This is a genomic window from Desulforhabdus sp. TSK, from assembly GCF_022836495.1.
Classification (GTDB): Bacteria; Desulfobacterota; Syntrophobacteria; order Syntrophobacterales; family Syntrophobacteraceae; genus Desulforhabdus.
This window is the reverse complement of the sequence record NZ_BQXM01000003.1, coordinates 138642-150750: the sequence shown is the minus strand read 5'-3', so window position 1 is coordinate 150750 and position 12109 is coordinate 138642. Positions and strand designations below refer to the sequence as shown.

At 54.8% G+C, this 12109-nt stretch carries 13 protein-coding genes; 9 read left to right on the top strand and 4 right to left on the bottom strand.

What is annotated here, in order from left to right; genetic code table 11:
* Positions 1 to 4: 4 nt before the first annotated feature.
* Complete coding sequence (locus MWC30_RS03120) at positions 5 to 421, bottom strand: flagellar protein FlaG (RefSeq protein WP_244082694.1); 417 nt, start codon at positions 419 to 421, stop codon at positions 5 to 7.
* 162 nt (positions 422 to 583) lie between these two features.
* Here MWC30_RS03120 and MWC30_RS03115 point away from each other — a divergent pair, with 162 nt between their 5' ends.
* The gene (locus MWC30_RS03115) at positions 584 to 775 is read left to right on the top strand and encodes a hypothetical protein (RefSeq protein ID WP_244082693.1); all 192 of its coding nucleotides are present in this window, start codon (positions 584 to 586) and stop codon (positions 773 to 775) included.
* Here MWC30_RS03115 and fliW read toward each other — a convergent pair.
* On the bottom strand, positions 740 to 1219 hold the full coding sequence (gene fliW, locus MWC30_RS03110; protein ID WP_244082692.1) for a flagellar assembly protein FliW: 480 nt from the start codon (positions 1217 to 1219) through the stop codon (positions 740 to 742). The two genes, MWC30_RS03115 and fliW, sit on opposite strands and share 36 nt — an antisense overlap.
* A 21-nt stretch (positions 1220 to 1240) precedes the next feature.
* Positions 1241 to 1504, bottom strand: a complete 264-nt coding sequence (gene csrA / locus MWC30_RS03105; protein WP_244082691.1) for a carbon storage regulator CsrA — start codon at positions 1502 to 1504, stop codon at positions 1241 to 1243.
* Between the two features lie 582 nt (positions 1505 to 2086).
* Between csrA and MWC30_RS03100 the strand changes: the two genes are divergently transcribed.
* From MWC30_RS03100 to MWC30_RS03090, 3 genes are all read left to right on the top strand, one after another.
* Positions 2087 to 3358: a DnaJ domain-containing protein gene (locus tag MWC30_RS03100; protein WP_256461209.1), complete on the top strand. Its 1272-nt coding sequence runs from the start codon at positions 2087 to 2089 to the stop codon at positions 3356 to 3358.
* A 134-nt stretch (positions 3359 to 3492) separates the two neighbouring features.
* Positions 3493 to 4332: an HDOD domain-containing protein gene (locus tag MWC30_RS03095; RefSeq protein WP_244082689.1), complete on the top strand. Its 840-nt coding sequence runs from the start codon at positions 3493 to 3495 to the stop codon at positions 4330 to 4332.
* 79 nt (positions 4333 to 4411) lie between these two features.
* Positions 4412 to 4744, top strand: coding sequence for a hypothetical protein (locus MWC30_RS03090; RefSeq protein ID WP_244082688.1), 333 nt, complete (start codon positions 4412 to 4414; stop codon positions 4742 to 4744).
* 318 nt (positions 4745 to 5062) lie between these two features.
* Here the strand turns inward: MWC30_RS03090 and aroC are convergent, their stop codons facing one another.
* On the bottom strand, positions 5063 to 6145 hold the full coding sequence (gene aroC, locus MWC30_RS03085) for a chorismate synthase (RefSeq protein WP_244082687.1): 1083 nt from the start codon (positions 6143 to 6145) through the stop codon (positions 5063 to 5065).
* Between the two features lie 168 nt (positions 6146 to 6313).
* Here aroC and clpS point away from each other — a divergent pair, with 168 nt between their 5' ends.
* The 5 genes from clpS to MWC30_RS03060 all read left to right on the top strand — a co-directional run bounded on the left by clpS (position 6314) and on the right by MWC30_RS03060 (position 12107).
* Positions 6314 to 6628, top strand: a complete 315-nt coding sequence (gene clpS, locus MWC30_RS03080) for an ATP-dependent Clp protease adapter ClpS (protein ID WP_244082686.1) — start codon at positions 6314 to 6316, stop codon at positions 6626 to 6628.
* Positions 6629 to 8983, top strand: coding sequence for an ATP-dependent Clp protease ATP-binding subunit ClpA (gene clpA / locus MWC30_RS03075; RefSeq protein WP_244082685.1), 2355 nt, complete (start codon positions 6629 to 6631; stop codon positions 8981 to 8983). It begins immediately after the preceding gene.
* A 17-nt stretch (positions 8984 to 9000) separates the two neighbouring features.
* Positions 9001 to 9693, top strand: a complete 693-nt coding sequence (gene aat, locus MWC30_RS03070) for a leucyl/phenylalanyl-tRNA--protein transferase (protein WP_244082684.1) — start codon at positions 9001 to 9003, stop codon at positions 9691 to 9693.
* Between the two features lie 134 nt (positions 9694 to 9827).
* Positions 9828 to 11162: a cyclic 2,3-diphosphoglycerate synthase gene (locus tag MWC30_RS03065; protein ID WP_244082683.1), complete on the top strand. Its 1335-nt coding sequence runs from the start codon at positions 9828 to 9830 to the stop codon at positions 11160 to 11162.
* 24 nt (positions 11163 to 11186) lie between these two features.
* Positions 11187 to 12107: an NAD(P)-dependent oxidoreductase gene (locus MWC30_RS03060; protein WP_244082682.1), complete on the top strand. Its 921-nt coding sequence runs from the start codon at positions 11187 to 11189 to the stop codon at positions 12105 to 12107.
* The last annotated feature ends 2 nt before the right edge of the window (positions 12108 to 12109 follow it).

Sequence of the window (12109 nt, the reverse complement as noted above, 5' to 3'; positions counted from 1 at the left end):
ACCGTCAACTTTTCCCATCGAACAGAACGCCTTTCAAATCTTCCAGCTTCTCGCGGAGCTTGAGCACGTCCTCCGGCGGGAGTTGTCGTATGACCTCGCCGGATTTTTCGTTCAAAACCTGGACGACAACGTCTCCCGTTTCCTTGTGGATCTTGAAGCTCAATTTGATGCTCATTTCGGACAGGTAATCTTCAACGTCTTTGACCACGCCCTCGAGCTCACCTTGCTCCCGCTTTTTCCCGGTGACGCTATTAGGGCCGTAATTCTCTTTGAAGCTGCTTGCCAACTGCTGGAGGCCACCCCCCTCGCTCTTCGCCGCCGACTGGACCTGCTGCAATATGGGGGCTTGGTTTTGCAGATCAACCAGCCTCTCTCTCTGCTCAGAAATGAGAGGACGAATTTCCGATATTTTTGCTTCCATGACACCTGCTCCTTAACAGTCAAAAGGGTTCCACACCGAGGATTCGCTCAGTGGGATAATCGGTTTTTAGCGCTCACAGCATGAAATTTTTTGGGGTGACGGAGGATGCCGGCCAAACTTGGGGGAATGCCGTTTTGTAGAAGGAAACATAAAAAGATTGCCATGGATGCCAAGACGCTGGACGTGTTTCGTCTGAAAGACGGTCTCTGGGTGGTTTCCGGCCTCTATGTCGAAGACGACAAGGTGCGGGCCGAGCCTTTCCCTGAAGTCGAAATAGATCTCACGGATCTGTGGCTCGGCGATCGTCTCCGCAGGCCATCACCGCATCCAATAGATGAAGGACTCGGGTCCTGAGGAATTGTCCACGTCGGGTTTCAAGCCGGTGCCCTCCGGCAGGTCCAGATACTTGTCAATGTCCTCGGGATCGATGCTCCACTGGTAGGCGCAGCGCAGCAGCGTATTGAAAAGCAGAGGGCTGCGCACGTGGAATCTCAGCAGGTTTCGGTCCGGAAGGGATGAGACCAGGTTCAGGATGAGGAGATCTTCATCGTTTTGAAGCTTCAAGGGCTCCTTTTCCTGCGGTGGAATGCGGTATTTCACCCCCGGTACTTCAGGGGGGCAGACGACGAAAGCCACTGAAGGATCATCCACGGCCTGAAGCCAGTGGATGGGCCCCTCGCCGTGCTGCAATAGAATGAAGCGCTTGAGGTTCTCAAAAGCGGGAATGCCCCAGGGAAAATCGATGCATTTACTGTCTTCCACATCCAAGCTACCGAAGCGCGTCGTTTCAATCAGCATAGGTCTTGTTTCCAATCTGCTTCAAAGGTCCTGGTTTTCCGGTGGATTCCGATGTCCTTGCCTGGAAAGCAGGAGGACCATATCCTTCAAGTCTTCGGCCTCCATATGGGCTGCTTCACGATTTTCCTGCTGAATCCTTCCGTAGAGCTCAGAGCGATGAATGGGTATATGTCTCGGACTGCGGATCCCGATCTTGACCTTCTTGCGATCGATTTCCGTGATGACGATTTCAATGTCATCACCCACACGAATGGACTCCCCGACCTTTCTTGTGAGAACCAGCATACCTTTTCAGCCGCTCCCTTCCCGAAATATTCAGTTGCGGATTGCACGATAGCAGGGATGGAAGTGCTTCCATCGCCTTCTCCATCAGAGGATACACCGGCATTTGCTCGACGGCCCAAGATATTTTCCGGAAAATGTCAACGAGAAATGCACGTTCATGGTAACAAATCCCTCTCAGGGAAGGAAAGCATTTTGGGCGGATGAACCGGTTAGACCCATCCAGTGTATTGGGTAAATCTCCCGAGACGAAAATCGTCCCACCATTTTTCCTCAGGCTTTCCGGGGCCTGTCCGAAAAAGCCCCTCGCCCCTTGGGAGAGAGGGGCGAGGCAAGGAGGGGCGGGCAGACTGTCCGTCGGTCTGGGAAAGAATACGCTGGAGGAATCGGAGATACAGGCTGGAAACTTGAATGTATTCTTGTTGAACGGTCCGCTCTTGGAAATTCGTTTTTTTTGAGATATCGTCTTGAAACTCCGATGGATTCAATGTTTCCTCCAGCCTTGGATGATTGTTCCAGGCGGATGTTGTGCAAAAATTCTTGAGCGATTCTTATGCAACCGTGCCGGGGCTTGCCTGAAACGTCATGTCGTCAAAATGTGATCCTCCTTTTCCTGCAGATTATGAGTTATTGAAGGTGTCTTCCGATGCTTCCCGCGCCGACTTGAAGAAGGCTTATCGGGATTTGGTGAAGCAATGGCACCCTGACCGTTTCCAGCAGGCCTCCGTCTGGGAACGGCGTGTGGCGGAGGAGAAATTCAAGGAAATTACGGTGGCGTACCAGCGCGCCATGTCGGCATGGAAAGAGGGGACTGTACAGGACAATTCCCGCAGGGGGGAAGCGCCGGGGACAAACCCGCCGGTTGACGGGAGCCGAAACGGGGTCGCCACACGGCAGGAAAGGGGCAGGAGCCGGGAATGGGCTGACAGGATCATTTTCCTCCTCTCGTTCTTGCGAAAGTTTCCGCTGCTCGTGGCGGGGTGGAAGCAGCGTTCTGCTTCTCTGCATCTTTTCGCTGGTGGTGCCCTCGTGGCGCTTTTTATTTTCATAAACCTGTATTGGTGGCTGGAAGCCACAAGGAGCGTTTCGCCGCCCTCCACAGGATCTGAGGTCATCAGTGTGAACCGTCCCCCGTTCGATCGGTTCGAATCGGCTGTCACTGAGTCTTCGCAGCAGGGCGAAAGGGAAAGCCCTTCCCAACCCTCTGCAGAGTCTTCCTTAGCCACCGAAGCGCCTGGTGCTGTTGCCTCACACTCATATTTTACCCTGGGCTCCACCCCCGAGGATGTGAAGCGCGTGCAGGGTCCACCGTCCAAGGTCAAGGGGAGTACCTGGTCCTATGGGCTGTCGGAAGTTCAGTTCAGGGACAATCGAGTGGTGCGATACAACAATTTTGACGGGACTCTCAAAGTGCGGCTTCTGCCGTCCTCCGGATCATCCGGGGAAGGGCCCCTGCCTCTCTTGACAATCGGCGCCACAAAAGACGATGTCCTGCGGCTTTTGGGGACGCCCTCCCGTATCTCGGGGAATCGCTGGTACTACGGGTTCAGCGAAGTCCGTTTCAAGGAGGGGCGCCTCATCGGCTACGACAATTTCTTCGATCATTTCGCCGTACCTGCGGCTCCTTTCAAACCCGCCAAACCGGCAGATTCTTCCGTTCCGAAAGATTATTTCACCATTGGATCGACGCAGGATGATGTGGTTGCCGCCCAGGGGGCACCGACAAGCATTCAAGGAAATCTCTGGTTTTACCGATCTTCCACTGTCCTGTTCCGCGATGGAAAAGTTCAATGGGTTTCCGACACCGACGGGATGCTGCGCTTCGTTGCACCTGAAGACGTTGCAGCCGACCGATAGTTTTTGACCCGAAAGCCGTCATCGGTGATTTGATGGAGCTCTGCCGAGCTTCGCCTCTGCATCCTGACCGGGACATCCAAGACCGCCTGCCGGTCGTGCATGGCTCACTCAATTCGCAGCTTAATGAGGGAATTATGAATCAAGAAAGTGCACAGAAGATTGCCCTGACGACGCAGGATCTCCCCACGATGCCTCATATCGCCAGCCAGGCAATGCAGAGGCTCTCGGATCCCGAAGCTTCAGCGAGGGACCTTCATGAAATCATTTCCAGGGATCAGGCCATTACGGCGAGAATCCTGCGCATTGCCAATTCAGCCTGCTATGCGAGACGAAGAGCCATTCTGACTGTCAAGGACGCTGTCATCACCATCGGTTTCAATACCATCAAATCCATTGTCATTTCTGCAGCGCTCTGTGATTTCTTCAAGACATTCGGACTTGCCGAAAAGCTCATGTGGGAGCATTCCCTGGGGTGTGGGTTGACCTGCCGTGTCCTCGCTCAGAAGCTCAAGTTTCCAAAAACCGAAGAGGCCTTCCTGGCCGGTCTGCTGCACGATGTGGGAAAAGTGGTTCTTTACATGAAGTTGCCCAAAAAGATATTGCTGATCGTGCAGGAAGTTTACCATAATCCGGGAACAACTTTTATAGGGCTGGAACGGAAACTGCTGGGGTTCGACCATGCTCAGGTCGGGGAGTTGGTAGCACGCAAATGGAATTTTGCCGAAGAAATCGTGGAAGCCATCGGTAAGCACCACTCTCCCGAGAAAGCTCAAATCTTCCCGCGGCTCTGCCACATGGTAAGCCTTGGAAACGCCATTTGCCACAAGCTGGAAATCGGCTTTATCAAGCAGCCCGATCTCGATGTGGGCCAACTCAGAAGCGCCAGGGCACTTGGCCTGGGGGCCGATGACCTGGAGGAATTGCTGGAAGGCATTCAAAGTACCTTCAGGGCTGAAAAAGAATTGTTTTCCTGAAGGATTGAAAGCTCATGACCCTGAACAAAAAGAGCACGCACTCCCGGGGAATTGTACCGCGGAAAGGACCTCATGCATCATGAAGCAATATGTTCTGGATCAGTTGCGCGAATCCGATTACGAGCGCATCAAGGAATATCTCAACAAGCATGCCGACCGAAGCATAATGGACGAGATTTATTGGGTCAATCTTCCGGAAAGCCTCTACAATCCGATTCAAGCGGAGCACACCCGGTGTCGACCGTTCTACTTTGCCGTCCAGCTGACAATGAACGAAGTCGCGTTTGAATTTCTCATCCGAAGCCGTGAGATCATGCGCTGCAGCTGCATCGCCTACGCAAACCCCGCACAGAGGGATTACATCCTCCAGTTTGCCGATAAGATGCTGGATGAGTTGCAGATCAAGATTTGAGTGGTCCAAACACATGTTTTCGAAAACTTCTACGTCATTTCGGCAGTTTTTACTATGAAAATGCCCCTCAATCCCCCTTTGATAAAGGGAGAGGACTTGCCTTTCCCCCCTTTGGCAAAGGGGGGCAGGGGGGATTTCATTTGATGCGGGCGAACACCAGCGTGTTCATGACCCTTAAGCCGGAATCCATGTCAGCGCAGAGACTGGATTCCGGCTAAAAGCATGCCGGAATGACGTAATCAACAAGGCTCAAAAATGTTAAATAACTTCTGCTCAAGTACTAAAGTCGGAATCTCATCGGCATCGATGATAGATGACTCATGAACCGTACCGACCTGAACCCCATCCACCTGCTGGATCCAGAGACGGGTAGAGCATGAAATCGGCCAGAGTCAGAAGCACCATGGCTTCACAGACGGGGATAATTCGAGGAATGGCCGAGACATCGTGCCTGCCTTTTATGGAGATGGGGACGGGGTTGCCGTCTTTGTCCACCGTCTGCTGAGTCTTTGCAATGGACGGGATGGGCTTCACCGCTACCCGCGCCACGATATCCATGCCTGTCGATATTCCTCCCAATATTCCTCCGGCATGGTTGCCGGCATAACCCTCGGGAGTGATGGGGTCGTTGTTCTGACTTCCCCTCAAGTCCGCTGCGGCAAATCCCTCGCCGATCTCCACGCCTTTGACGGCCCCGATGGACATGAGCGCCATGGCCAGGCGGGCGTCGAGCTTGTCGAACACGGGCTCACCCAGCCCGGCGGGGCATCCTTTGGCGCAAATTTCCACAATGCCTCCCGCCGAATCTCCTTCGGCCCTTATTTCCTTCAGACGTTCTTCCATGGCCGCGGCAGTCAGGGCGTCAGGGCAGAAAAGCGGGTTGCGGTCGATTTCTTCCCAGTGGAATTCCCGGCTGTGGATGCCTCCCAAGGCAAGGGTATAGGCCTTCACGGAAATATCCCGGTCTTGAAGAAATTTTCGGGCTACCGCTCCCGCTGCAACCCGTGCAGCGGTCTCCCTGGCCGAGCTGCGCCCGCCACCCCGCCAGTCCCTGATCCCGTATTTCTGCTGATAGGTGCGGTCCGCGTGACCCGGTCGGTAGAGGCGTGCGATGTCGTTGTAATCCTTGCTGCGCACATCCCGGTTGAAGATGATGAGCGTCAGGGGTGTTCCCGTGGTGACTCCCTCGAAGACACCTGAAAGGATTTCCACCTGGTCGGGCTCCTTGCGGGGGGACGTGAGCTGTTTTCCGGGCCTGCGGCGCTCCAGGTCCCTCTGGATGTCTTCGACGGCGAGGGGAATGCCGGGGGGGCATCCGTCCACCGTGACCCCGAGAGCCGGACCATGAGATTCTCCCCAGGTGGTGATGCGAAAGAGATGGCCGAATGTGTTGCCGGGCATGGATATATTTCTCCTTTCGAACTTTCCTGGCCACGCGTGTTGCGGCAGGGTGCCATGAAGGACCCTAACTTGACAGTTTAGTGGAAAAAGTTATTCTTGATTATTAGAAAAAGGTCAAGAAGCAGATCGAGTCAGCAGCATAAAGTATCATGGCAAGGGGGGAAAAGGATGAGCGAGCATCATCCGGATTTTGGGGAAGAGCTTCAAAGCGGCCTGGAGGAAGAGCTCGAAGAGCCTCCCATGTTCAAGGTTCTGCTTCATAATGATGACTATACGACGATGGAATTTGTAGTGGAGATTCTCCAGAAGGTTTTCCACAAATCCCCATCGGAGGCTACACATATCATGTTGTTGGTCCATAAGAATGGAACGGGAGTTTGCGGAATCTTCCCGGCGGAAATTGCCGAAACGAAAGTTGAGCTGGTGCATCATCTGGCAAGGAAAAATGGATTCCCATTACAATGCAGCATGGAAGAAGCATAAATGATCAACAAAGAACTAGAGCTCGCTTTTGCGGCAGCCATAAAAGAAGCCAAGAGTCGGCGGCATGAATTCCTGTCCCTGGAGCATATTCTCTACGCCATTCTGCACGATGAGACGGGGAGGCGCATTCTGCATCATTGTGGTGCGGATTTGGACAAGCTGAAGGCCCAACTGGAGCAATATCTCGCCGAACGAGTCGAAATCCTTCCGGAAGGCAAAACACAGGATCCCATCCAGACCATGGGGGTGCAGAGGGTGCTCCAGCGCGCCATCATGCATGTGCATGGGGCAGAAAAGAAGGAAGTGGATGCCGGTGACATCCTGGCCGCCATGTTCTATGAAGACAATTCCTATGCGGTTTATTTTCTGAAATCCCAGGGGATTTCCCGGCTGGACATCCTCACCTATATCTCCCATGGAATTTCCAAAATGGGTGAGCCGGAGGAAGAGGATTTCGAGGAAAGGCTTCCACCTCCCGCCGGACCGGGCAATCCGCAGGAGACGCGCAAAGCCGGAGCCCTGGAGAGCTTTACGGTGAATCTCATTCAGAAGGCCGCTGACGGATTGATCGACCCCCTCATCGGGCGTGAAGATGAGATTTTGAGAACACTGCAGGTCCTGGGACGGCGCACGAAGAACAATCCCATCTTTGTTGGGGATCCCGGCGTCGGGAAAACAGCCATCGCGGAGGGCCTGGCATTGAGGATTCACCAGGGGAAGGTCCCCGAGGTCTTCCTTGGAGTGGAGATCTACGCTCTCGATATGGGGGCCCTTCTGGCCGGGACCAAGTTCCGGGGTGATTTTGAAGCGCGCCTCAAAGGGGTGATCCAGGAGATGAAGAAAAAGCCTGGAGCCATCCTTTTTATTGACGAGATCCATACAGTCGTGGGGGCTGGAGCCACGAGCGGCGGGTCCATGGATGCCTCCAATATTCTGAAGCCGGTTCTGGCGGTGGGCGGTTTCCGTTGCATAGGATCTACGACCTACGAGGAGTACAAGAACCACTTTGAAAAGGACCGGGCCTTGAGCCGCCGGTTCCAGCGCATCGAGATCCGCGAGCCTTCCGTGGACGAGACCTACCAGATCCTCCTGGGGCTGAAAGCATCCTACGAGAAGCATCACAACGTCCGCTACACCGATGCCGCGCTGCGTGCCGCTGCCGAACTGTCGAATCGGCACATCAACGACCGCTACCTCCCGGACAAGGCTATCGACGTGATCGACGAAACGGGAGCGAGCCTTCTGTTGAAGAAGGACAAGCGTTTGAGGCGCGTGGTGGGGCCCAAGGACATCGAGCAGGTGGTGGCGCGCATCGCCAAGATCCCTCCCCGCAGTGTATCGTCGTCGGATCAGTTGAGGCTGCAGAACCTGAAAGAGGAGATGACCCGGAGTGTTTTTGGCCAGGAGGAAGCTGTGGAAGCTTTGACACGGGCCATAAAACGTTCCCGGGCTGGGCTCAGAATCCCTGAAAAACCCATTGGATCATTTCTCCTCATCGGGCCGACGGGAGTTGGGAAAACAGAGGTGGCCAAGCAGTTGGCGCGGGTGCTGGGAGTCAACTTCCTGCGGTTCGACATGAGCGAGTACATGGAAAAGCATACCGTGGCCCGACTCATCGGCGCTCCTCCCGGCTATATCGGTTTCGACCAGGGGGGACTGCTGACGGACGCCATCCGTAAACAACCCTATACCGTGCTGCTTTTGGATGAGATCGAAAAGGCCCATCCGGATCTCTTCAGTATTCTGCTCCAGGTCATGGACCATGCCACCCTGACGGACAACAATGGGAAAAAGGCGGATTTTCGCAACGTTGTGCTGCTCATGACCTCCAATGCCGGCGCTCGTGAAATGTCCAGTGCGTCCATCGGGTTCAGTGCCGATGAAACGGACACCCGTGCGAGCAAGGGCATGAAAGCGGTAGAAAACCTGTTCAGTCCCGAATTCAGGAACCGACTCGACGCCATCATATCCTTCAACGGTCTTTCCATCGACATCATGGAAAAGATTGTCGACAAATTCATCCAGGAGATGGAGACACAGTTGACGGAAAAGAAGGTCCGCCTGGAGCTGACTCCTGCAGCCCGGCTCTGGCTTGCCGAGAAGGGTTACGATCCGGTTTTCGGCGCTCGTCCCCTGGCGCGCCTGATCCAGTCGGAGGTCAAGGACATCCTGGCGGAAGAAATTCTTTTCGGTCTGTTGCAGGAAGGGGGTACCGTGCGTATTGACCGTCCCGAGGATTTTTCGAGTCTCGGCGAAGAGGTCGTGAAGAGCCAAAACCTCACCTTTGAGTTTGTGAAGTCAAGAAATGAGCCGGTGAAGGCAAAGAGCGCACCCACCGCTGCGGCTCCTGCCTGATCCCTGAGTGAACGATCATGCCGGTTTTTCGCTTGAGTGAGGAGCTTCTCTTTCCACCGTGTGAGCTTGCAGAGCAGGATGGCTTGCTGGCGGTGGGGGGGGATTTATCTCCAGAGCGTTTGATTCTTGCCTACCGTATGGGGATATTCCCCTGGTTTTCCAAGGGAGCTCCTATCTTGTGGTGGTCCCCCGACCCGCGGCTGGTTCTTTTTCCCGAAGAATTAAAAATCGCCAGGAGCCTGCAGCGCGTCATAAGGAAGGGGACCTTTTACGTGACGTGGGATAAAGCCTTTCGACAGGTCATCCAGCGCTGCGCCGATGTGCGCACGAAGAAGGGGGAGGACACCTGGCTTTTGCCGAAGATGATTCAGGCCTACCACCAGCTTCACAAGATGGGGTATGCTCATTCTGTGGAAAGCTGGCATGAAGGGCGACTTGTGGGAGGGCTCTATGGAGTTGTCCTGGGAAAGGTCTTTTTTGGGGAATCCATGTTTACGGAAAAGACGGACGCCTCGAAGGTAGCCTTCGTGCAAATGGTGCGGGATCTCCAGGATCTTCAGTTCGAGTTGATCGATTGCCAGGTAACCACATCCCATCTTCAGAGTCTCGGCGCTCGTGAAATCCCCAGGGAAGAATTCCTGCTGCGCCTTGAAAGATCACTGGATCAATCACCTCCCTGGAGATACGGCTCCTCCCGTGAGCCCTCCTGACGGGGCCGGGACAGGGTTCCACCTCTTCCCATCATTCTGAAAATACCCCGTCGCAACATGTTATCTTTCCTGTAGAATGCTCCTGGTCATGCAAGTGCTGCTCTGCCTGGTTTCTTCAATGAAAGGGGACAGTCATGGTGGAAAAGGTGATCATCGTCGGCGCAGCCGGCCGAGATTTCCACAATTTCAATGTCTATTTCAAAGAAAATACGCGGTATGAGGTTGTGGCCTTCACAGCCGCTCAGATACCGGATATCGAAGGACGTTTCTATCCCCCGGAACTGGCCGGCAGGTTGTATCCTCGAGGCATTCCCATCCACCCCGAAAGAGAAATGGCGAAGATCATCCGCGACAACCGCGTGGACCTGGTTGCTTTTTCCTACAGCGACGTTTCTCATGTTGAAGTGATGCACAAGGCCTCCATTGCCATGTCCGAGGGGGCGGACTTTATTCTCCTGGGCGCCACCTATACGATGCTCAAAGGAAAGAAGCCCGTCATTGCCGTTTGCGCCGTGCGTACCGGCTGCGGAAAATCCCAAACTACCCGCAAGATCTGCCGTATTTTGCAAAAGCATGGAAAACAGGCGGTGGTGGTTCGCCACCCCATGCCATACGGAGACCTGACAAAACAGGTGGTTCAGCGGTTTTCATCGTATGACGATTTCGATCTCCATCACTGTACAATTGAAGAGCGGGAAGAATATGAGCCCCTCATTGACATGGGAATTGTGGTTTATGCGGGGGTGGATTATGAGCGGATCCTCAGGTCGGCCGAGGAGGAAAGCCCTTGCCATGTCATTGTGTGGGACGGGGGGAACAACGATACGCCCTTCTTCTACCCGGACGTTCATGTGGTCGTGTTCGACCCTCACCGTGCGGGGCATGAACTGCTCTACTATCCCGGAGAAACCAACCTGCTGATGGCGAATATCGCCCTCATCAACAAGATCGATACTGCATTGCCTGAAGATGTGGAAGAGGTGCGAAAGAACATCGAGCGCTTCGCTCCAAAGGCCGAAATCGTCCTGGCTGAATCCCCTGTCTCTGTGGACAATCCGGATCAGATCCAGGGCAAGAGGGTCCTGGTAGTGGAGGATGGTCCGACTTTGACCCACGGAGGAATGCCCTTTGGCGCCGCAACGATTGCAGCGCGTCAATTTGGAGCCGCCGAGATCGTCGATGTACACCCATACGCTCAAGGCAGCATCGGCGAGGTCCTGCAGCAGTATCCTCACATCCAGAACGCCCTTCCCGCCATGGGTTACAGCAGTCGGCAGGTCGCCGACCTGCAGGCAACAGTCAATGCCGCGTCCTGCGATCTCGTCCTTTTTGCGACTCCTATCCATCTGGGGCATCTTTTGACTATCAACAAGCCGACACTGAGAGTACGATACGAATACAAGGATCATTCTTCTCCTTTTCTGGAGGAGGTTCTGTTGAGGCGGATTCGGGCTCAGGGAGCCTTCTAATGCAAATTACCAAAGGATCGCACCATGACCGATGAAGCTCCAAAACGAGGATCAGTGACACAGAATACCCCTATCGGCTGGATTGGGACCGGCGTCATGGGACTTTCCATGTGCGCGCATCTCCTGCAGGAGGGCTACCGGCTCACGGTGTACAGCCGCACCCGGGATAAGGCTCAACCTCTCCTCTCTGCGGGGGGGATGTGGGCGGAATCTCCCTGCCAGGTGGCCAGGAGCTCTTCCGTTGTCTTCACCATGGTGGGATACCCTCAGGATGTGCGGGAAGTGTATCTGGGGGAGTCGGGCATTCTGCAGGGGGCAAAGGCGGGGGATATCCTCGTGGACATGACGACCACGGAACCGGCCCTGAGCCGTGAAATTTACCAGGTCGCCCGGCAAAAAGGGGTGCATGCTCTGGATGCTCCGGTATCGGGGGGGGACGTCGGAGCACGCAATGCCTCACTTTCCATCATGGTTGGCGGAGAGTTGGAAACCTTTGAGAGGGTTTTGCCCCTGCTCCAGGCAATGGGGAAAAATATCGTCTTCCAAGGGGCTCCGGGAACGGGGCAACATACAAAAATGTGCAATCAAGTTGTAATTGCCGGAACGATGATCGGTGTGTGCGAGGCGTTGCTCTATGGACACCAGGCGGGACTGGATCTGGATCAGACCCTTCGCTCCATCGCAGGCGGTGCCGCGGGTTGCTGGAGCCTGGATAACCTGGCTCCCCGTATCCTCAGGAGAGATTTCAATCCGGGTTTTTTCGTGGAGCACTTCATCAAGGATATGGGCATCGCTCTGAAAGAGGCGGCAGCCATGGGAATCGTGCTCCCGGGCCTTGCCCTGGTGCATCAACTCTATCTGGCAGTCAAAGCGCAGGGGCACGGGAAGAGCGGCACCCAGGCCCTCATGCTGGCCCTGGAACAGTTGAGCGGCCGGCGCGGTTAAAG

What these genes read in the sequence shown, in the direction of transcription:
- clpA (WP_244082685.1), top strand. Translation starts at nt 6,629, where the DNA reads ATGATCAACAAAGAACTAGAGCTCGCTTTTGCGGCAGCCATAAAAGAA.
- MWC30_RS03095 (WP_244082689.1), top strand. Translation starts at nt 3,493, where the DNA reads ATGAATCAAGAAAGTGCACAGAAGATTGCCCTGACGACGCAGGATCTC.
- aroC (WP_244082687.1), bottom strand. Translation starts at nt 6,145, where the DNA reads ATGCCCGGCAACACATTCGGCCATCTCTTTCGCATCACCACCTGGGGA.
- MWC30_RS03100 (WP_256461209.1), top strand. Translation starts at nt 2,087, where the DNA reads ATGTCGTCAAAATGTGATCCTCCTTTTCCTGCAGATTATGAGTTATTG.
- clpS (WP_244082686.1), top strand. Translation starts at nt 6,314, where the DNA reads ATGAGCGAGCATCATCCGGATTTTGGGGAAGAGCTTCAAAGCGGCCTG.
- MWC30_RS03115 (WP_244082693.1), top strand. Translation starts at nt 584, where the DNA reads ATGGATGCCAAGACGCTGGACGTGTTTCGTCTGAAAGACGGTCTCTGG.
- aat (WP_244082684.1), top strand. Translation starts at nt 9,001, where the DNA reads ATGCCGGTTTTTCGCTTGAGTGAGGAGCTTCTCTTTCCACCGTGTGAG.
- MWC30_RS03120 (WP_244082694.1), bottom strand. Translation starts at nt 421, where the DNA reads ATGGAAGCAAAAATATCGGAAATTCGTCCTCTCATTTCTGAGCAGAGA.
- MWC30_RS03090 (WP_244082688.1), top strand. Translation starts at nt 4,412, where the DNA reads ATGAAGCAATATGTTCTGGATCAGTTGCGCGAATCCGATTACGAGCGC.
- csrA (WP_244082691.1), bottom strand. Translation starts at nt 1,504, where the DNA reads ATGCTGGTTCTCACAAGAAAGGTCGGGGAGTCCATTCGTGTGGGTGAT.
- MWC30_RS03065 (WP_244082683.1), top strand. Translation starts at nt 9,828, where the DNA reads ATGGTGGAAAAGGTGATCATCGTCGGCGCAGCCGGCCGAGATTTCCAC.
- MWC30_RS03060 (WP_244082682.1), top strand. Translation starts at nt 11,187, where the DNA reads ATGACCGATGAAGCTCCAAAACGAGGATCAGTGACACAGAATACCCCT.
- fliW (WP_244082692.1), bottom strand. Translation starts at nt 1,219, where the DNA reads ATGCTGATTGAAACGACGCGCTTCGGTAGCTTGGATGTGGAAGACAGT.